We start from the raw sequence: 19,167 nt of genomic DNA, 5'->3' as shown, positions 1-19,167 counted from the left end.
ACCTGTGAAGGCGCATGACGCGATGGGGACGGATGACGGTGCCCCGCACAGCGGTGCGAACGACAGCGGCATGGCCGCCCAGACAAACGACGGCGACAGCGCCTGGGCAGACACGGCGACAGCGCCTGACGCCCCGTACAACGATTTTCAGGGCCAATGCCCACAAGGACGAAACATGACCCCGGAATTGAAGAAGCTGCAACTGCGCCGCGGTGAAGACCGCCGCCTGCGTGTAGGACACCTCTGGGTGTTCAGCAACGAGGTGGATGTCGCCCGCACGCCCCTCAAGGACTTCGCCCCCGGCGAAGCCGCCTGCGTCGTAGACGCCGGGGGCCGCCCCCTCGGCACCGCCTACGTCAACCCCGCGTCGCTCATCTGCGCCCGCATGGTGAGTCGCAAGCCCGATGCCCCGCTGGGCCCCGACCTGCTGCGCCGTCGTCTCACAGATGCACTCGCCCTGCGCGAACGCCTCATCGGCGTCCCCTTCTACAGGCTGTGCTTCGGCGAAGGCGACTTTCTGCCGGGTCTGGTGGTCGACCGCTATGGCGACGTGGCCGCCGCGCAAATCACCACCGCAGGCATGGAGATGCACCGGGACGACATCGCCTCGGTGCTGCAGGACATGCTGAGCCTCTCCGCCCTTCTGTGGCGCAACGACACGGCATCGCGTGAACTCGAAGGGTTGCCCCGCGTTGTCGAAACGGCCTTCGGTGCCGTGCCGGAGACCGTCACCGTCGAAGAGTCGGGGGCACGGTTCACCGCCCCCCTCGCCAGCGGGCAGAAGACGGGCTGGTTCTACGACCAGCGGTGCAATCGCATCGAAGCCGCCCGATTCGCACAGGGTGCGCGCGTCCTCGACGCCTTCTGCTATCTTGGCAGCTTCGGCGTCATGGCAGCGCGTGCCGGGGCCGTAGCGGTGACCTTTCTCGACGCCTCGCGCCCCGCGCTGGACGCCGCCCTCGCCAACGCGGCGGCCAACGCCACCTGCGAGACCGACGCAGTACACGGCGACGCCCTCGACACCCTCGCCACCCTGCGCGACGAGGGCCGCCGCTTCGAGGTGGTGTGCATCGACCCGCCCGCCTTCATCAAGCGCCGCAAGGATGTGAAGCAGGGGCTTGCCGCGTACCAGCGCGTCAACGAACTTGCCATCGACCTCGTTGCCGACGGGGGCGTGCTCGTCACCTGCTCCTGCTCACAGCACCTCGACCGTGACGCCCTGCGCCGCGTGCTGCTGCACGCCGCCGGACGCCGCAGGACACAGGCGCAGATCGTTTTCCAGGGACATCAGGGGCCTGATCATCCCGTACACCCGGCCATGCCCGAGACCGATTACCTCAAGTGTTTCATCGCGCGCGTAAGCCGCGCCTGAGGAGACTTCGATGCTCAACAAACCCCGCCTGCTCACACCCGGCCCCACGCCGCTGCCTGAACGAGTGCGCCTTGTCATGGCGCAGGACATGATCCATCACCGCAAACCCGCCTTCAAGAAGCTCATGGGCGAAGTGCAGGAGAAGTTGCGCATCCTCTTCGGCACCTCACAGCCGGTGCTGCCGCTTGCCTGTTCCGGCAGCGGTGCCATGACCGCCGCCGTACACGGGCTCTTCGTCCCCGGCGAGAAGGTTATCGTGGTCGAAGGCGGCAAGTTCGGCCAGCGCTGGCGCGAAATCGCGTCCCTGCGCGGTCTTGAGGTGGTCTCCATCGTCGTCGAGTGGGGGCGTGCCGTCTCCCTTGCCGAAGTCGAAGCGGCCCTCGACGCCCACCCGGACGCCAAGGGCGTGCTGATGCAGCTTTCCGAGACCTCCACGGGCGTATTGCACCCTGTACGGGGCATCGCCGCCGTCACCCGCAAGCGCGACGTGCTGCTGGTGGCCGACGGCATCTCCGCCGTGGGCATCTCGCCCTGCCCCATGGACGAATGGGGCGTGGACTGTCTGCTCACGGGTTCGCAGAAGGGACTGATGCTGCCCCCCGGCCTCGCGCTCATCGCGCTCTCCGAAAGGGCGTGGCGCAAGGCCGACACGGTGGCCCCCTCATGCTTCTACTTCAACCTGCCCGGCGAACGCGCCAACTGCGAGAAGGGACAGACCCTCTTCACCACGCCCGTCAGCCTCATCGTGGGCCTTGGCGAGAGCCTCGACATGTTCCTTGAAGCCGGGCTTGAGACCGTGTACCGCAAGCAGTGGGCACTCACCATGCTCGCCCGCGCGGGCACGGCGGCCCTCGGCCTCGCCCCGCTGGCACCGGAACGCTTCACATGGGGTCTCACCAGCGTGATGCTGCCCGCGGGTGTGGACGGCACCCGGCTGTTGCAGGTCGCCGCCGACAACCATGGCGTCGTCATGGCGGGCGGTCAGGACCACCTCAAGGGACGCATCCTCCGCATCGGCCATATGGGCTGGGTGGACTGGGCAGACATTGTGGCAGGGCTGCATGCCGTGGCCTCTGGTCTGCGCACCTGCGGGGCCTATGTGGGCGCGCGCGACTACATCGAGACGGGGCTTGCCGCCTACGAGGCGGCATTGCAGGTGGCGCCGGGTACTCCGGTCTAGGACATCGTGACAGGACGGCGGGCAAGGCACGACGCACCCGCCACACGCAACGGAGGACTACCTATATGACCGATGAAGGAAAGAGCGGTTGCGGTTGCGGCGGTGCAAGGGGCGACGCGACCCCGCAGATGCCGCAGGTCACCTTTTCCACGTTCATCCTCTCGCTGGCTTCGTCGGCGCTGGTACAACTGGGCGAGGTGCCCGACCCTGATACGGGCCGCATCTCCGAGAACCTGCTCATGGGCAAGCACACCATCGACGTGCTGACCATGCTGCAGGACAAGACCCGCGCCTGCATCGACGACGACGAGCGCCGCCTTCTCGACGGCATCCTCTACGAACTGCGCATGAAATACGTCGTGAAGGCGAAATAGGAGACGATGATGCAGACCATCCGCGCCGGACTGGTGGGCGTCACGGGGTATACGGGCATGGAACTGGCCCGGCTTCTGGCTGGGCACCCCGCCATGCGGCTTGTGCTCGCCACCTCGCGCGCCGAAGCAGGCAGACGACTCGACGACATCTACCCCTTCCTCATCGGGTTGCCGGGCGGCGACATCACCATCGTCGCGCCCGACCCCGACGTCATCGCCGCCTCGTGCGACATCGCCTTTCTCGCCGTCCCGCATGGCGCTGCCATGGAGATGGCCGCCTCGTTGCGCGAACGCGGATTGCGCGTCGTCGACCTTTCTGCCGACTTCCGCCTGCGCGATGTCACTGTGTACGAAAGCTGGTACCGCACAGACCACACCCGCAAGGGGCTTCTGCCCGAAGCCGTGTACGGTCTGCCCGAACTCTACGGCAAGGATGTGGCTCAGGCAGGGCTTGTAGCCAACCCCGGCTGCTACCCCACCTCGGTCATCCTCGGCCTTGCCGCGGCGCTGGACACCGACATCGTCCACCGCGACGACATCGTCATCGACGCCAAGTCGGGCGCGTCGGGCGCCGGTCGCAAGGCCGCTGTGGGTTCGCTCTTCTGCGAAGTGCACGACTCGTTCAAGGCCTATAACCTTGGCAAACACCGCCATACCCCGGAGATAGAGCAGGAGCTCTCGGTCATCGCGGGCGAGGCGCTCACGGTGTCGTTCAATACGCACCTGCTGCCCATCGACCGTGGCATCCTCTCCACCATGTACCTGCGCATGAAGAAACCGCTCGACCTCGATACGGTGCATGCCATGTACGCCGACTACTGGGCCGCGCACCAGACGCGGGGCGGATGGGTACGGCTGCTGCCCAAGGGACGCCTGCCCGAGACGCGTCACGTGAAGGGCACCATGTTCTGCGACATCGGCCTCGTCGTCGACCCCCGGACGGGGCGCCTCATCGTCGTCTCTGCCATCGACAACCTGTGCCGCGGGGCATCCGGACAGGCAGTGGCCAACGCCAACATCATGCTGGGCCTTCCGGTGGATGCCGGACTCAGGCTTGCCCCCCTCATGCCCTGACCCGTTGACCCGCTACCCGCCAACGCGACTGTAGGCTGACCCGGCCACGGAACACATCACACATGACAAAGGGGCGCTCCCGACCGGGAGCGCCCCTTTGTCATGCAAGATTCTCCCGCACCGCCATGCAGACAGATTGCCCTTGAGCTTCGTCATGACGTTACGCCATGACTGCGTCCGATTCGCCCAGCACCGAGGGCGCGCTGTCTTACATCACGCCAAGGGCACGCCCGTCTCACATCGCGCCGAGGGCGCGTCCGGGGTCGATGCCCACTCCGACGGGGTCGAGGCAGGTGGCGATGCGCACCGCCGTCTGCCCCGCAAGGTCGAGAGGACGAGGCGAACAAGGCCTGCCCTTCGAATCGTGCACGATGAGCACCCGTGGCTGCAGCGGGTTGCGCAAGTTGGCTTCGCTCACCACGCAGCGCTGACCGGTATTGAGTTCGACGACGCTGCCCACAGGGTAGATGCCAAGGCACCGGATGAATCGCTCGACAAGACCGGGCGAGAAATCCTGCCCGCGCATGCCATACATGAGCGACAGTGCCTTGTGGGGCAGCATGGGTTCCTTGTACACGCGCCTGCTTGTCAGCGCGTCGTACACATCCACCACGGCAAGTATGCGCCCCGCCACGCTTATCTGCTCACCCCGCAGCCCGCGCGGGTAGCCAAGCCCGTTGTGCTTTTCGTGATGCTCGTAGACGCCTTCAAGCACCTCTTCGGGGACGCCGCCCCGTTCGCGCATGTACTCGAAGCCGATGCCCGGATGCCCCTTCATCACTTCGAACTCGTCAGGAGACAGCCTTCTGGGGGATTTCAGGATGTCGTCGGGGATGCGCGCCTTGCCGAGGTCGTGGAAGAGTCCGGCAAGCCCGAGACGGGCGAGCGTCACCGGCCCGAAACCGAGATGTCGCCCGAAGACCATGCTCAGTAGCCCCACGTTGATGCAGTGGGTATAGGTGTACTCATCGACGTTGCGCAGCTTGGCGAGACCTACCAGCGCATTGGTGTTGCGCGTTATGCTGCCCAGCATGCTGTCGACCAGCGGTTCGGCCTCGCTCATGTCGACAACGCCCTTGTCGCGCATCTCGTCCATGATGCCGCGGGCATAGCGCACGGTCGTATCGTACAGCACCGTCGCCTTGCGCATCTCCTCCGCAACCGGGACCTGCGGTTCGAGGACGCCGGGGTCTTCAAGCTGCTGGAGGGCACCCGAGAGAATCTCCTCGTCGGAGACGCCGTCCGGGTCGCGCCCGAAAAGACTGCGCCGTGTGTCGATGAAGACTTCGAGGTATCCTTCGTCACGGATGCGGCGCACGTCACTCTCTGACCCGACAAGTCCTTCGTGCGCATAGAGATAGGGATTCTCGAGCCATGAGATGCCCGTATCGACGACGAACATGCCCGGCTTGAGTTCCACGGTTCCTATCTTCTTCAGCATGCGTTCTCCTGAAGTGCAGAGAAATCGCTATATGCGTAAACCATGCCGAGGGCAACAACCCTCGGCCGTTCGTGACACTCGTGGCATCACGCGACGTAGCGACCCATGCGGGGCCCTCCATCGGACATGTCAGGCGCACCCGGCAGGGACGCGACCAGTCCGGGCGCAGTCAGCCGTCTACCACACGACCCGTTGCCGTTTCAGGGCAGACCACTCATAGAGGCATACCCTTCCGGCATGAGGCTACACCACTATCGGGCGATGCCTCCAGAAGGGTTTGCCCTACTTTACGACATGGGGTCCCGCAGCTATCATAAAAGAATAGGAAGGCTCCATGCAGGAAACGGAAAGCGGATACAGCCCCATATTCATAGCCAGACAACCCGTCTTCGACGGGCGCATGAACCTGTGGGGACACGAACTGCTCTTCCGGGACAGCGAAGAAGCGCGCCATGCCCGCATCGATGACCCTGACAGGGCCACCGCGTCGGTCATCGCAGACGGTTTCGCCCTTGCGCTGGAAGCCATGCTGCCGGGCCAGTACATGCTGGTGAACATGCCGCAGGGGCTGCTGGAAGAGGAATACGTGACAGCCCTGCCCGCCGAAGTCTGCATCCCGGAGATTCTGGAGACGGTGCACCCCACACCTGAAGTGCTCGAACGGCTTCAGCTGCTCAAGGCCCGTGGCTACACCCTTGCCCTCGACGACTTCGTGGGGCAGCCCGGTAATGAAGCCCTGCTTGAACTCGCCGACATCATCAAGGTGGACGTGCTTGCCGTGCCCCCGGACGACCTCCCTGCGCTGGTCGCCAGCCTGCATCGGCGAGGTGCACAGCTTCTGGCTGAGAAGGTCGAAGACAACGCCATGTTCCACAGGTGTCTCGACCTCGGCTTCACGCTCTTCCAGGGTTTCTTCTTCGCCCGCCCCGAAGTGGTTCCGGGGCGCAAGCCGTCGGTGGCGCAAAGCACGCTGGTGCGGCTTCTGCCCCAACTCAGCGGCCCCGCCGAACCACGCAAACTGGGGCGCACCATCGGCACCGACCCCGGTCTCTCATACAGGCTGCTGCGGCACATCAACTCGGCATGGTACGGGCTGACCCGCACCGTGTCCTCTGTCGAACATGCCGTGCTGCTGCTGGGCGAGAGGCCCACGCGCACATGGCTGCTGGCGGTGCTGCTGTCCGATGCGGCGAAGGGCGCCAAAGGGCACGAACTGACCTTCGTCGCCGTGCGGCGCGCGCTTCCTTGAACTGGCACAGTCCGAGGCCCCGGCGGCGACGCGCCGCCAGCCCGATGCCATGTTCCTGATGGGGCTTCTCAGCGGTCTGGACGCCCTGCTGGGCATGAGCATGTCCGAAGTCGTGGAGAGACTGCCGCTGGACGACGACATCGCATCTGCGCTGTGCGGGACCTGCGAAATCAGGAGTGACGACTGCATCCCGGCACAGTGGCTGCACCTTGCCACAGCCCTTGAGAAGGCCGACTGGACGATGGCGGACAGCATCCTGGCATCGCTGGGGCTGTCGCAGGGGCAGGCGGCACGTTTCCATGCCCAGTCGCTTCTCTGGGCTGCACGCGTCCTGCGTAACGACGAGAATCCCTGAGCCCTCACTCACTCTTCAGGCCCCACACTTCAGGCTTCCGGGCTACAGACTCCGGACTGCGGGCATTGGACTGCGGACTTCGGGGGACGCGCACCTACCTGCAGGACGCTGACCCGTGGACATGAGACACCGGCCCGCTTTCAGCGACCAGTGCCGCATGCACGAGAGGCCACGGCAACGCAGCTGTGACCGCCATGCAAACCCTCGGTGTCACAGCGCGCATTGCGGTATGCCGCCCCTCGGCAGTATCCCGTGTCACCAGACCAGGCCGCCAGACCAAACCCCTGAAGGCGATGCCCTTCTTGTCCGTCCCAGGTATTTTCTCGACGCCGTACTAGCCTTCCACCATACGCAGGTCGGTGACGCGCTTGGACTTGGCGAACGACCGGGGCAACTCGCCGGGTGCCACCACCGCCACCGAGACACGCGCCATGAGCTTGCGATGCAGTTCGTTGCCGATGGCGACACCAAGCGTGCGCTCGTCGCCCGTTGCGGCACCGGGCTGCCGTTCGACCTTGAGCAGCATGTGGTCGCGCCCTTCCTTGCGTGTGAGTTCGATATGGTATTCCGAGCCCACCTCAGGGAAGAGGTGCAGCACATCGGCAATCTGACCGGGGTAGATGTTCACGCCGCGGAAGATGATCATGTCGTCGGAACGTCCGAGGATATGGTCATGGCGGGGGATGTTCCGCCCGCAGGAGCATGTGCCGGGAATCAGGCGCGTGAGGTCGCGGGTGCGGTAGCGGATGAGCGGCGATGCCTCCTTGCGCAGCGAGGTGACCACCATCTCGCCCACCTCGCCGGGTTCGACGGGTTGCAGCGTCTCGGGGTCGAGAATCTCCACGAGGAAGAGGTCGGCCCAGTAATGGATGCCATCATGCGCCTCGCACTCAAGACCGGTACCGGGGCCGTACATCTCGGTCATGCCCGCGATGTCGAAGCTGCCTTCGAGGCCCAGCTTCTCCTCGAAGGTACGACGCATCTTGGCGCTGTGCGCCTCCGCACCGAAGATGACCTTGCGCAGCCTGATGTCGCCCCTCAGCCCGTGGCGTTCGACCTCCTCCGCCATGAGCAGCGCCATGGACGCCGTGGAACACAGGCACGTGACGCCAAGGTCGGTGAGCAACTGCAACTGCATCTCGAGGTTGCCGGGGCCTACCGGGACGGTGAGGGCACCGAAGCGTTCGCAGCCAAGCTGGAACCCTGCCCCGGCTGTCCACAGCCCGTAGCCCACGGCAATCTGCACACGGTCTTCCTGCGTCAGCCCCGCGAGCTCGTAGCAGCGGGCCATCTGCAGTGCGAAGGTGTCGACGTCGCGCTGGGTGTAGGCCAGTATCTTGCGCTTGCCCGTGGTACCGGACGAGGCGTGGATGCGCACCACGTCCTTCTCGGGCACGGAAAGCAGCGGCAAGGGGTAGTCGTCGCGCAGGTCGGCAACGGTGGTGAAGGGCAGACGGCGCACATCGTCGAGGTGGACGATGTCATCCGGAACGACGCCCGCGGCACGCAGCTTCGCACGGTAGCGCGGGCTGCCTTCGTAGGCGTGGCGCACCGTCCAGCGCAGGCCTTCCAGCTGGATGGCGTGAAGTTTCTCTTCGTCGAGACTGGGCAGAAAGCGGTACGGCTGCGACATGGCTTCCTCGTGGGATGATGGTGCAGGGCTTACGGGTTGTCGCCCGCCGTGAAATGCTCTAAGAACCCTCGCAACGCGCCTTCGGCGCGAGCCGATGTGCTACCATGAAACACGGTGGGGGAAAACCCCGTCCCGGGTCCCTGCCTCAATCCTCCGGAGGCCCAGTCGTGCGGATTCTGATCGTCGGTTCTGGCGGCCGTGAACACGCCCTCGCGTGGAAATTGCGCCAGAGCCCTCTCGTCACAGAGCTTTTCATCGCCCCCGGCAACGGCGGCACCGCCCTCGAAGGCACCAATGTGCCCATCGCGGACGACGACCTGCCCGCGCTGGTGGCCTTCGCCCGTGAACAAAAGATCGACCTCGTCGTGCCCGGCCCCGAATTGCCCCTCGTCCTCGGCCTCAAAGAGGCCCTCGTGCGCGAGAACATCCCCTGCTTCGGCCCCAACGCCTACGCCGCCCAGCTTGAAGGCAGCAAGGCCTTCGCCAAGAACGTCATGCGTGACGCAGGGGTTCCCACCGCCGACTTCGCCGTCTTCGACGAACCCGCCGACGCCCGTGCCTACGTCCTCGAAAAGGGAGCACCTCTCGTGGTGAAGGCCGACGGCCTCGCTGCGGGCAAGGGCGTTGTCGTGGCCTCCACCACCGAAGAAGCCGTCGCCGCCCTTGACGAAATCATGGGCCGCAAGGCCTACGGCCGTGCGGGCGACCATGTGGTCGTCGAAGAGTGCCTCATCGGTGAGGAAGCCTCGTTCCTGTGCTTCTGCGATGGCGACACCGTGCTGCCCCTGCCCTCCGCGCAGGACCACAAGGCCGTCTTCGATGGCGACAAGGGCCCCAACACGGGCGGCATGGGTGCCTACAGCCCCGCCCCCGTCCTGCCCGCCAGCCGGTATGATGAGATCATCGAGATGGTCATCCGTCCCGTGATGCGCGAGATGGAACGCAGGGGCAGCCCGTTCTCCGGCATCCTCTACGCCGGACTGATGATGACCGCCGCCGGGCCGAAGGTCCTCGAATTCAACGTCCGCTTCGGCGACCCCGAATGCCAGCCGCTGCTCATGCGTCTTGACGGCGACCTCGCAGCCATCATGCTGGCATGCGCCACGGGCCGCCTGAACGAAGTCACCCTCGACCTCAAGCCCCAGACCGCCCTCGGTGTGGTGGTGGCCGCCAAGGGCTACCCCGGCACATACCCCAAGGGCATGGTCATCGAAGGCATCCAAGAGGCCGAAGCCCTTGGCGACATCAAGGTCTTCCAGGCGGGAACGCGCCTTGAAGACGGCCATACCGTCTCCACGGGCGGGCGCATCCTGTGCGTCACCGCCCTCGGTGACGACCTCGCCGCCGCGCAGCGTCGCGCCTACGAGGCCCTCGCCCATATCCGCATGCCCGACTGCCACTTCCGCACCGACATCGGGGCCAAGGGCCTCGGTCGGTCATAACAAGGAGCCGCACATGCCCAAGGTAGCCATCTTCATTGGCAGCATCTCCGACGAGGAGACCATCAAACCCTGTACCGACGTCCTGCGCAGCCTCGGTATCAGCTTCCGCTTCACGGTGAGTTCCGCGCACCGCACCCCCGAACGCACCGAACGCCTCGTCGAGGAACTTGAAGGCTCTGGAACGCAGGTGTTCATCTGCGCGGCTGGCATGGCGGCACACCTTGCGGGGGCGGTCGCCGCCCGCACCACCAAGCCCGTCATCGGCATCCCGGTCACGGCCTCGGCACTGGGCGGCATGGACGCCCTGCTTGCCACGGTGCAGATGCCTCCCGGATTCCCCGTCGCCACCGTCGCCCTCGACAAGGCCGGGGCACGCAACGCGGCATGGCTTGCCGCCCAGATGCTGGCACTTGCCGACCCCGACCTTGCCAAGCGCATCGCCGATGCACGCGCAGGCTTCCGCGAGGATGCCGCCAAGGCCGGTGCCGACCTTGAGGCGCGCTACCCCGGCTAGCCCTTCTCAAACCCGGGCCCACCAAGGTCACGCGCGACTCGAAGACAGAGAGAACAAAGGCCGCCCCCTCACGGGAGCGGCCTTTGACATGATGGCAAGCCCCGCACGCCGGGCCTGCGCCGTCTGCGGCACTTCCGTGCCGGACGGCAAGGCACGAAACGCCTTCACGCACGGCGAGGGTGAACCCTGCGTCTGTTCATGCCTTTCGAGGGCCACTGCCCTGCGGCAGCAGACTAAAGGCCGCCCCCTCGCGGGAGCGGCCTTTTTCACCGTAGCATCACAAAAAACCGTTCGGGACGTCAGGCCGTGCCGCCGACGCCATCATCAAGAAGTGCGTCATGCATCTCCACGCTGCCCACACGCACGATGCGGTGTCTGTAGCCCGTTCTCTCGGGCTGACAGCGGGGGCACCCGTCGCTGATGATCATGCACTGCATGTCGAGGTCGCCATAGGCGACTCCCGTCCCTGCCACGAAAAGGGTGGAACGGCCCTGTTCCCACAGGAGAGGGCGCCCGCAACGCGCGCATTCGGCATACATGAGTTCCGGGTCGAAATCCCGTTTGTGAACCTCCCGCCCATGCGGAGGGTCGCCCGGCTGCCGCAGAGAATCGCGGATGATCCGTACCATGGCTGTCCTCCCGGTATCAGGTTGAGGGTGCGTGGTTCTGGGTCTACACTTTCAAGAGTAACTCCTGTGCCCGCCCAAAGCAACGTCCCCGCACGAGATGCAGTACGATGAACGCCGCCAGCGCGGTGGATGCCACCAGCATGAGCATGACGACGATCTGATAGCGCACGGCGGCACCGGGGGCTGCCCCGGCCAGAATCTGCCCCGTCATCATGCCCGGCAACGAGACGAGCCCCACCCCCATCATGGAATTGATGGAAGGCATCATGCCAGTGCGCAGGGCCGAACGGAAGATGTCCTCGGTGGCCTCGCGCGGGTCGGCGCCGAGGCCAAGACGCATCTCCACCTCGGCACGGCGGTTACGCAGGTCGGAGAAGAGCCTGTCGAGTGCCAGCGACAGGGCATTCATGGAGTTGCCAGCCACCATGCCCCCGATGGGAATGAAGTACTGGGGCTTCCACCACGGTTGCGCGCCGATGATGAAGGCCGTCACGCAGAAGGTCACCAGAAAGAAGCTGCCCTGTACCGCCATCAGTGTGGGGGCGAAGAAGTCCACCGACCTCTCCTTCACACGCCCGCGCACGATGCGTGCCGCGAACCATGTCTGCACCACGTAGAGGCCCACCACCGGAAGGGCCGCTTCAAGCCCGAAGATGATCTCGAGCAGATACCCCATGGCGATGAGTTGCACGAAGGTGCGCACCGTACCCACGGCGAGGTCGCGCCCGAGGCCCAGCCTCTGCACCAGCGAAAGCACCCCCACCAGCAGCACGAACCCCGATGCGATGCCCAGTTGTACAAGGTCGATGTCGATGTAGGCTTGCGTCACGGTCGCACCTCCACCCCACCGTTGCCGTCAGCGGAAGCAGACGACACGGACGGCTTGGGCGCCCCTGAAGGTGCCGATGTCCCGGGCGATTGCGACACCGCACATGGGCGGCACCCCACGATGGCCTCTTCACCCGCCAGCCTGCCCCCCTGCACCTCGATGCGGCGGGCATTCCTACATCGTGGCCTGTAGTCGGTGTGATTGACCATGAGGATGGTCATCCCCGCGGCATTGCAGGCCTCAGTGATGTCCTCCACCACCTCGCGGCTTTCGGCATCCAGCGCACTGGTGGGTTCGTCCATGAGCAGCATCTCCGGCCCGGTCAGCAGCGTACGTATGCAGCACAGGCGTTGCCGCTGTCCCACGCTCAACGTGGACGCCTCCGTGTCGGGGGTCACGCCCTCAAGTCTGAAGCGATGCAGCCACTCCACGATGTCCTCATCGGCGGGCCGGGGGCGCTTGGCGTGCACGGCGAATGAGAAAGGTAGGAGAAGATTCTCGCGTACCGAGCCCTCCGCCACCGTGGGCGTCTGCTGCACGAGTCCCATCCGCGACCGGAGCACCTGCGGGGCCAGTTCTTCGACGGGGGTACCGTCATACCGGATGACTCCCGATGCAGGAACCTCGAAGCGCACGGCAAGACGCAGCAACGTCGACTTTCCGCCTCCCGAGGGTCCGCCTACGAGGACGAAATCGCCACGCTGCACCGCCAGCGTGATGCCCGAAAGCCCCGTCCCGCCGGGGTAGCTGAAACGCACGTCGTCGAATTCGAGAAGAGGCGGAGGCGTCATATGAACTCCCTGCTCAATGGATACCGGGTTGGAGCACAGTGTATGCCGACGCCCGTCTGCTGTCATGTCGTCCGACACGGACATGTCGCGGACATGACACCGGGCAGTCTGCAACGCCAGCCCCTTGTACCTGCCGTCGTGCCACGACGACGCCTCTGGCCGCCCCTTGCCCCCGTCCCGGCGAGGCGTTAGATAGAACATCATGCAGCCCGAATCCACCCACCAAGCGCGTCGCGTCATTCAGGTACTCCCGCCCGAACTCCGCAACCAGATTGCCGCTGGCGAGGTCGTCGAACGTCCAGCCAGCGTGGTCAAGGAACTCGTCGAGAACAGCCTTGACGCGGGTGCCACCGCCATCGAGGTCGTCCTTGAGGATGGCGGGCAGTCGTACATCATGGTGCGCGACGACGGGTACGGCATCCCCGCCGATGAACTGGAACTCGCCGTCACGCGCCACGCCACCAGCAAGGTGACCAATCTTGCCGAACTGGCGCGCATCATGAGCTTCGGCTTCAGGGGCGAGGCCCTGCCCAGCATCGCCTCGGTGTCCCGTTTCGCCATGACATCGGCCCATGCCAAAGCCGAAGGCGGGACGGTCGCCACGCGCATCGAGGTCGAGCACGGAAGGGTTCTGGCATCCGGCCCTGCCGCCCTGCACCGGGGAACCATCGTCGAGGTGCGAGAACTCTTCGCCAACATCCCGGCGCGCCTCAAGTTCATGAAGACGCAGGCCACCGAGACGAAGCGCTGTCAGGAACTTTTCGCCCGCATCGCCCTCGCCCGCCCCGACATCGCCTTCACGCTCTCCGCAGGCAGGCGCGAGTTGCTGCGCTTTCCTGCGGGTCAGACCCTGCGCCAGCGCCTCGGAACCCTGTGGCCGCCTGCCGTGGTCGAGACGCTGTACGCCTTCGACCGCAGTACCGGCACGGTGCGCGTGCACGGTCTTGCCGCCGACCCGCGCGGAGCGCAGCCGCGTCCCGACAGGCTGCTGCTGTACGTCAACGGTCGCGCCGTCAACGACAGGCTGCTGCTCAAGGCCGTGCGCGAGGCCTACAAGGGACGCCTGCTGGCCCGCGAATACCCGCAGGTGGTGCTCTTTCTCGACATCGACCCCGAAGAGGTGGACGTGAACGTCCACCCCGCCAAGAACGAAGTGCGCTTCCGCGACGAACGCGAGGTGTTCGTGGCCGTGCTGCGCGCCGTGGGCGATGCGGTCGAGGCCTCGGCCCAGGGCATTCCCGATGAGACGGAACCGGGCACAGACCCCTTTGCCGCGCCGTTGCGCCCTGTGCCGCCCGCCGCACCCCATGCCCGCCCCCTCGGATTCTGGGGCGAGGCCGACCGGGCCTCCGTGTTGCAGCCCTCCGGCAAGCGCCGCCCCGACGAGACCGGGCACGTCGAGACCGTACTGGTCGAGACCATGGGGGGCGAGGCGGCTTCGCCATCGCACACTGTGCCCGGCACCGATGCACCTTCACCCCGCACGCCGGACGATGTGCCCCGTGCGGATGTCCATCCCCGGATGGATGTTCCCCCCATGGCAGCATCTTCCGGCGACGGCACGCGCCCCGTGCGGGCACTGCATATGGCTGAACACGCCGCATACGACACGGGCGTGTCCGGCTTCAAAGCCGGGACGCCTGACAGTATGGCACCCCGGAACGGCCATGCATCATGGGGCGACGCCACAGACCGCACCCTGACCGGCAACGCCGGGGCTGCCAACGACCGGACTGACGACAACGGGACAGCGTACCGCAATGCACCTTTCACCGACTGCCCTCCGGGCATGATTGCACCGTCCGGCACTGCCGAAGCCCGTCAGACGTCTCCGGCAGACACGGCACCCCCGCAGACATACGACGAAGGCCTCGAGGGTGGCGTCCGCGTGGGCGACCATCTCTATCTCGGCCAGATAGCCGATACCTATCTCGTCTTGCGCCACGGCAACGACCAGCTCGTCCTCGTCGACCAGCACGCCGCACATGAGCGGGTGCTGCATGCGCGCCTGCGACGCGGCGGCATGGCTGGCGGAGGCCAGTTGCTGGCCCTGCCCATCGAATTGCCCTTGCACCCGGCTGAACTTGAACGGCTGCGCCTGCTCGACGACGACCTGCGGGCCCTCGGCTTCGAGTGCTCCACCTCCGGGCAGACCCTGAGTGTCCGCGCCATGCCCCCGGTGCTCGACAGGGCGGGGGCCACATCCTTCCTGCGCGAGGCGCTTGCCGGACGCCGCGAGAATCTCGACGACCTCTGGGCCATGATGGCCTGCAAGGCCGCGATCAAGGCAGGCCAGCGTCTCACCCCGGACGAGGCCGCAGGACTGCTCGCCCAGTGGCTGGCCACGCCGGAGCACGACTTCTGCCCGCACGGTCGCCCTGCCGTACTGCGCTTCAACCCCGGCGAACTGGAGCGCATGTTCAAGCGGCGCACGTGACGGTGATGCGCCCCTGACACCCAATGGCGCGGGGCGCGGCCTGCCGCCTCTATTGCGACTGTCCGTCCCTTGCATGGACTGCGGCCTGTTACGGCGCACGGACGCCATAGTGCGACCGCCCGCCCGTCGACGCTGCCGTCTGCCGTGTACAACGTCTTCCGTCACAGAAAGTCCACGCCCGCGGCGAGGATTGTTCTTCCCCTCCCGCGCCGAAGCGGCTACGCTTGGTTTGCTGTACCAGCCTTCGTCCCGCCGTGGGCGAAGCCGCTCACGCGCATCATCGGCCCGGAGTGTGAACCATGCAGAACGGCACGACGCCCCCGCATATCCTTACCGTGGAAGACGACGAATCCTTGCGCGCGTCTGTCGTCGCATGGCTCGAAGATGCGGGCTACACCGTCTCTGAAGCCGGAGACGCACACAGGGCACTCGAAATCATCCAGCGCGGCCCGCCCGACCTCATCCTGCTCGACCTCGGCATTCCGGGCATCAGCGGCGAAGACCTGCTGGCCATGCTCAACGACCGCCACCCCGGCCTCCCTGTCGTGGTGGTCTCCGGCAGGGCCGACATCGGCGATGCCATCGCCGCCTTCAGACTCGGAGCATGGGACTACCTCACCAAGCCCCTGCCCGACCTCGACATGCTTGGCGTGACCATCACCAACTGCCTCGAGCGCAAGCGGCTGCGCACCCTGCTGCACTCCGCCGAGATGCGCTATCAGGAACTTGTGCATCACCTTCCGGTACTGGTCTTCGCCCTCGACGAGGGACTGAACCTGACCTTCATCAACAACTCCGTCCGCAGTCTCCTTGGCTGGTCAGCCCATGAGGCACTCGCCGTTCCCGGCTGGTTCGTGGCCAACCTGCATCCTGACGACGCACCACAGGTCAGGGCCGCCTTCACGCAGGCGCTACGCAGCCCCGCAGGGGCCTTCGGGCTGGAATTCCGCTTCATGCACAGCGGCGGCTACCCCGTACCGCTTCAGGCCCGTTTCACCTACGAACCGTCACCCCGACCCGACAGCGGGATGCCCGGACGTATCGAGGGCGTCCTCGTCGACCTGACAGAACGGATGTTCATCGAACGCCTTCTCGGACAGCAGACCCGGCTTAACACCCTCGCAGCCGTCACCGACGAGGTGGCCCATGAATTCCGCAACCCGGTGTTCGCCCTCGCCGGGTTCGCACGCGCCCTGAAACGCCGGTGCCCCGAAGCCCCCGAGGCCGACGTCATCCTCGAAGAGGCCGCCAAACTCGAAGGGCTCATCGACGGCATCCATGCGCGCCTCATGCCCGTGGCCCATCCGCACCGCCCGTGCCGCCTTGATGAGGTGGCGGGGTTCTGCGTCGACATGATGCGCCCCATCGCCATGCGCCGCGCCTTTCGACTCGGCTTCGAGGCAGCCCCCGACCTTCCGCCCGTGGTCACCGATGAGGACCTTGTGGCGCAACTGCTGCTTGCCCTGCTCACCACGGCCTTCGACAACGGTTCACCGGGAGGGCTGACACAGATAGCCATCCATCCGGGCGAAGGCGGGCAACGCCTGACCGTGTCCTTCCCTCCCGCCACGACCCACGCACAGGCCGAGGTGGACGACGTGAGCGGCTATGCGCGCTCCCTCGCCGTGGCCTACAGGCTTGCCAGCCGTCTGGGTTTCGCACTCACCACGGACAAGGACGACGGTACGACCTCTTTCATCCTCGACGTGCCCGAACACCCTGTGACCACTCCGGAATCGCGACAGTAACGCCCTGCGCCCCCGGTACGACAGGCGCAGGAAGGCGCACATCACGCAAAAGGCCACCGTCTCCGGTGGCCTTTCGATCGATGCAGCATGCCTGCGGCGCAGGTCGTATGCCCTGCCCCCCTACAGGTGGGGGTCGGCCGCGGCGAGGTACCGGCGCACGTATTCGGTGACGCCATCCTCCAGTTCAGTGAAACGTACCGGGCAGCCCGCGTCGCGCAGCTTGCCCATGGTGGCTTCGGTGAACGACTGGTACTTGCCGCGCAGTTGTTCAGGCATGTCGATGTACTCGATGACCGGTTCACGGTCCATGGCGCGGAACACCGCGGTGACGAGGTCGTTCCACGTGCGCGCCTTGCCGGTGCCCACGTTGAACACGCCGTTGACGCCGGGGTTCTGCAACAGCCACCACATGACCTCCACGCAATCCTTCACGTAGATGAAGTCGCGCATCTGCCCGCCATCGGCGTAATCGGGATGGCACGAACGGAACAGGCGCATGACGCCCTCCTGCCCTATCTGTGCGTAGGCCTTGCAGATGACACTGCGCATGTCGCCCTTGTGGTATTCGTTGGGCCCGTAGACGTTGAAGAACTTCAGGCTGGCGATGCCGTCGAGTCTGCCTTCGCGGTACGCCCAGAGGTCGAACAGCTGCTTCGAGTAGCCGTACATGTTCAGCGGCTTGAGGCGCAGCATGGTGGTATCGTCGTCGGAGAAACCGAGGCTGCCGTCACCGTAGGTCGCCGCGCTGCTGGCGTTGATGAAGCGTGCGCCCGTCTCCATGCACAATTCACACAACATGCGGCTGTAACGCAGGTTGTTCTCCATGAGGAAGTCGGCGTCGCGTTCGGTGGTGGCGGAACACGCCCCCATGTGCACCACGGCATCCACATCCCACGGCAGGTCGCCATGCAGCACCATGTCCATGAAGGTGTCGCGATGGACGTAGTCGACATAGCGGCGATTGACGAGGTTCTTCCACTTCTCGCTGGTGGACAGGTTGTCGACGACGACGATGTCCTCTATGCCCATCTCGTTCAGCTTCCAGACCATGGCACTGCCGATGAAACCCGCGCCTCCGGTGACGATGTACATGAGCCTCTCCTTACATGCGCCGTGCGCATGACGTTATCTGGGTACAGGTTGACGTGCGCCTGTCAGACGGGCCGCACGTCAACCGCTGCACGCTGGATACGGTATGCGCCGCCGACGTTCAAGCCCGACGCGCAGCCCGCGCCGTGCCGCCCTTGCCGTGCCATCGTTGGCATGAGCGCCACCCGTGCTGCCCGTCATCGCAGGGCAGACATGCACTGCGCCTGTCACATCTCGAACGGCAACGGCCCCTCCACCGTCACGACAAGTCCCCCGGCGTTCTGACGGACAGACAAGCCGTACATGGATGCAGTGACGAACAGGGGGCGACCGAACAGGAAGTCCATCTCGGACGGCGGGACGTCAGCCCGTTCATTGGCTATCTGGCGATAGGCGATGTCGAGACGCACGAGGTCGAGAAACGCCTCGCACGCAGCCCCGTCATCGGGTGCAGCGCGTACCGCGAGGGCAGGGGCGAGGCTACGGGCGCAACCGCACGCATCCTCATGGGCTTCGGCCACGTCAAGCCATGCAGCCGGGGCACCCGTGGCGCGCAGCACGTCAGCCCGCGTGACCCGGTCACGCGGTGAAAGGTCGATGATGGCGCGTGTGTCACGACACAGCAGGGCGCGGCATTCGACGGGACGATGCGCGTAGACCGAACAGCCACGTTCGCCGGGGCGCAAGAACTGACACGCCCACAGACCGGGCCGACTGCCCCTGAACTTGACGAGTTCGGCCTCAAGCGGGACTAGCGCTTCCGCCACATCATCACGCGCCAACTCGCCACGCCGCAACGTGAGACAGTGCTCACGCACAAAATGTCCCGCCTCGAACAGCGGCATGTCCTCGGCATGCAAGGTCGGGCCACCCTTACGGCAACAGGTGCCGCATCCCTGACAGGCCGTCTCGTCGCCGGGCGTACCATCTGCCATGCCCGGCTGTTCCATGAACACCATCATGCCTCCCGTTCAACAATGTCATGCGTCATCGTCACTGCCCGTCCGGGC

At 65.7% G+C, this 19,167-nt stretch carries 17 protein-coding genes; 10 read left to right on the top strand and 7 right to left on the bottom strand.

Features of this window, described 5'->3' with window-relative positions; all coding sequences use genetic code 11:
- Positions 1-175 precede the first annotated feature (175 nt).
- The 4 genes from DVU_RS02390 (at position 176) to argC (ending at position 4,000) form a co-directional block, all read left to right on the top strand.
- Positions 176-1,372 carry a class I SAM-dependent rRNA methyltransferase gene (locus DVU_RS02390; RefSeq protein WP_010937801.1) on the top strand — a complete coding sequence of 399 codons (1,197 nt, stop codon included), beginning with the start codon at positions 176-178 and terminating at the stop codon, positions 1,370-1,372.
- 10 nt (positions 1,373-1,382) lie between these two features.
- Entirely contained in the window at positions 1,383-2,552 is a 1,170-nt protein-coding gene (locus tag DVU_RS02385; RefSeq protein ID WP_010937800.1) for a pyridoxal-phosphate-dependent aminotransferase family protein, read from the top strand.
- Between the two features lie 65 nt (positions 2,553-2,617).
- A complete protein-coding gene (locus DVU_RS02380; RefSeq protein ID WP_010937799.1) occupies positions 2,618-2,926 on the top strand; it encodes a DUF1844 domain-containing protein in 309 nt (102 codons plus the stop codon).
- A gap of 9 nt (positions 2,927-2,935) precedes the next feature.
- Entirely contained in the window at positions 2,936-4,000 is a 1,065-nt protein-coding gene (gene argC / locus DVU_RS02375; RefSeq protein WP_010937798.1) for an N-acetyl-gamma-glutamyl-phosphate reductase, read from the top strand.
- A gap of 235 nt (positions 4,001-4,235) precedes the next feature.
- Here argC and DVU_RS02370 read toward each other — a convergent pair whose 3' ends face one another.
- On the bottom strand, positions 4,236-5,441 hold the full coding sequence (locus tag DVU_RS02370; RefSeq protein WP_010937797.1) for an HD-GYP domain-containing protein: 1,206 nt from the start codon (positions 5,439-5,441) through the stop codon (positions 4,236-4,238).
- 334 nt (positions 5,442-5,775) lie between these two features.
- On the opposite strand from DVU_RS02370, the gene DVU_RS02365 reads away from it, so the two are divergent.
- Positions 5,776-6,690: an EAL and HDOD domain-containing protein gene (locus tag DVU_RS02365; RefSeq protein ID WP_150103614.1), complete on the top strand. Its 915-nt coding sequence runs from the start codon at positions 5,776-5,778 to the stop codon at positions 6,688-6,690.
- A 58-nt stretch (positions 6,691-6,748) separates the two neighbouring features.
- Positions 6,749-7,045: a YuxH family protein gene (locus DVU_RS02360; RefSeq protein ID WP_150103613.1), complete on the top strand. Its 297-nt coding sequence runs from the start codon at positions 6,749-6,751 to the stop codon at positions 7,043-7,045.
- A 334-nt stretch (positions 7,046-7,379) separates the two neighbouring features.
- Here DVU_RS02360 and DVU_RS02355 read toward each other — a convergent pair whose 3' ends face one another.
- The gene (locus DVU_RS02355; RefSeq protein ID WP_010937796.1) at positions 7,380-8,678 is read right to left on the bottom strand and encodes a phenylacetate--CoA ligase; all 1,299 of its coding nucleotides are present in this window, start codon (positions 8,676-8,678) and stop codon (positions 7,380-7,382) included.
- A gap of 167 nt (positions 8,679-8,845) precedes the next feature.
- Here DVU_RS02355 and purD point away from each other — a divergent pair, with 167 nt between their 5' ends.
- Both purD and purE read left to right on the top strand, forming a co-directional pair.
- On the top strand, positions 8,846-10,120 hold the full coding sequence (gene purD / locus DVU_RS02350) for a phosphoribosylamine--glycine ligase (protein ID WP_010937795.1): 1,275 nt from the start codon (positions 8,846-8,848) through the stop codon (positions 10,118-10,120).
- Between the two features lie 13 nt (positions 10,121-10,133).
- Complete coding sequence (purE, locus tag DVU_RS02345) at positions 10,134-10,634, top strand: 5-(carboxyamino)imidazole ribonucleotide mutase (RefSeq protein ID WP_010937794.1); 501 nt, start codon at positions 10,134-10,136, stop codon at positions 10,632-10,634.
- Positions 10,635-10,933: 299 nt separating this feature from the next.
- On the opposite strand, the gene DVU_RS02340 is transcribed toward purE, so the two are convergent.
- From DVU_RS02340 to DVU_RS02330, 3 genes are read right to left on the bottom strand one after another with little or no spacing between them, the layout of a single operon-like run.
- Positions 10,934-11,263, bottom strand: a complete 330-nt coding sequence (locus tag DVU_RS02340; protein WP_010937793.1) for a hypothetical protein — start codon at positions 11,261-11,263, stop codon at positions 10,934-10,936.
- A 43-nt stretch (positions 11,264-11,306) separates the two neighbouring features.
- The gene (locus tag DVU_RS02335) at positions 11,307-12,092 is read right to left on the bottom strand and encodes an ABC transporter permease (protein ID WP_010937792.1); all 786 of its coding nucleotides are present in this window, start codon (positions 12,090-12,092) and stop codon (positions 11,307-11,309) included.
- A complete protein-coding gene (locus DVU_RS02330; protein ID WP_223295131.1) occupies positions 12,089-13,087 on the bottom strand; it encodes an ABC transporter ATP-binding protein in 999 nt (332 codons plus the stop codon). Before DVU_RS02330 ends, DVU_RS02335 begins: the two co-directional genes overlap by 4 nt.
- On the opposite strand from DVU_RS02330, the gene mutL reads away from it, so the two are divergent.
- Both mutL and DVU_RS02320 read left to right on the top strand, forming a co-directional pair.
- Complete coding sequence (gene mutL / locus DVU_RS02325) at positions 13,086-15,320, top strand: DNA mismatch repair endonuclease MutL (protein ID WP_010937790.1); 2,235 nt, start codon at positions 13,086-13,088, stop codon at positions 15,318-15,320. The two genes, DVU_RS02330 and mutL, sit on opposite strands and share 2 nt — an antisense overlap.
- 299 nt (positions 15,321-15,619) lie before the next feature.
- Positions 15,620-17,068, top strand: coding sequence for a response regulator (locus DVU_RS02320; RefSeq protein WP_010937789.1), 1,449 nt, complete (start codon positions 15,620-15,622; stop codon positions 17,066-17,068).
- 120 nt (positions 17,069-17,188) lie between these two features.
- On the opposite strand, the gene rfaD is transcribed toward DVU_RS02320, so the two are convergent.
- A complete protein-coding gene (gene rfaD, locus DVU_RS02315; protein WP_010937788.1) occupies positions 17,189-18,160 on the bottom strand; it encodes an ADP-glyceromanno-heptose 6-epimerase in 972 nt (323 codons plus the stop codon).
- 224 nt (positions 18,161-18,384) lie between these two features.
- Entirely contained in the window at positions 18,385-19,119 is a 735-nt protein-coding gene (locus tag DVU_RS02310) for a YkgJ family cysteine cluster protein (protein WP_223295130.1), read from the bottom strand.
- Between the last annotated feature and the right edge of the window lie 48 nt (positions 19,120-19,167).

The organism is Nitratidesulfovibrio vulgaris str. Hildenborough (assembly GCF_000195755.1).
Lineage (GTDB): Bacteria > Desulfobacterota > Desulfovibrionia > Desulfovibrionales > Desulfovibrionaceae > Nitratidesulfovibrio > Nitratidesulfovibrio vulgaris.
The sequence above is the reverse complement of the archived record's forward strand: the minus strand, read 5'-3'. Positions and strand labels throughout refer to the sequence as shown.

What these genes read in the sequence shown, in the direction of transcription:
- DVU_RS02390 (WP_010937801.1), top strand. Translation starts at nt 176, where the DNA reads ATGACCCCGGAATTGAAGAAGCTGCAACTGCGCCGCGGTGAAGACCGC.
- DVU_RS02385 (WP_010937800.1), top strand. Translation starts at nt 1,383, where the DNA reads ATGCTCAACAAACCCCGCCTGCTCACACCCGGCCCCACGCCGCTGCCT.
- DVU_RS02380 (WP_010937799.1), top strand. Translation starts at nt 2,618, where the DNA reads ATGACCGATGAAGGAAAGAGCGGTTGCGGTTGCGGCGGTGCAAGGGGC.
- argC (WP_010937798.1), top strand. Translation starts at nt 2,936, where the DNA reads ATGCAGACCATCCGCGCCGGACTGGTGGGCGTCACGGGGTATACGGGC.
- DVU_RS02370 (WP_010937797.1), bottom strand. Translation starts at nt 5,441, where the DNA reads ATGCTGAAGAAGATAGGAACCGTGGAACTCAAGCCGGGCATGTTCGTC.
- DVU_RS02365 (WP_150103614.1), top strand. Translation starts at nt 5,776, where the DNA reads ATGCAGGAAACGGAAAGCGGATACAGCCCCATATTCATAGCCAGACAA.
- DVU_RS02360 (WP_150103613.1), top strand. Translation starts at nt 6,749, where the DNA reads ATGGGGCTTCTCAGCGGTCTGGACGCCCTGCTGGGCATGAGCATGTCC.
- DVU_RS02355 (WP_010937796.1), bottom strand. Translation starts at nt 8,678, where the DNA reads ATGTCGCAGCCGTACCGCTTTCTGCCCAGTCTCGACGAAGAGAAACTT.
- purE (WP_010937794.1), top strand. Translation starts at nt 10,134, where the DNA reads ATGCCCAAGGTAGCCATCTTCATTGGCAGCATCTCCGACGAGGAGACC.
- DVU_RS02340 (WP_010937793.1), bottom strand. Translation starts at nt 11,263, where the DNA reads ATGGTACGGATCATCCGCGATTCTCTGCGGCAGCCGGGCGACCCTCCG.
- mutL (WP_010937790.1), top strand. Translation starts at nt 13,086, where the DNA reads ATGCAGCCCGAATCCACCCACCAAGCGCGTCGCGTCATTCAGGTACTC.
- DVU_RS02330 (WP_223295131.1), bottom strand. Translation starts at nt 13,087, where the DNA reads ATGATGTTCTATCTAACGCCTCGCCGGGACGGGGGCAAGGGGCGGCCA.
- DVU_RS02320 (WP_010937789.1), top strand. Translation starts at nt 15,620, where the DNA reads ATGCAGAACGGCACGACGCCCCCGCATATCCTTACCGTGGAAGACGAC.
- rfaD (WP_010937788.1), bottom strand. Translation starts at nt 18,160, where the DNA reads ATGTACATCGTCACCGGAGGCGCGGGTTTCATCGGCAGTGCCATGGTC.
- DVU_RS02310 (WP_223295130.1), bottom strand. Translation starts at nt 19,119, where the DNA reads ATGATGGTGTTCATGGAACAGCCGGGCATGGCAGATGGTACGCCCGGC.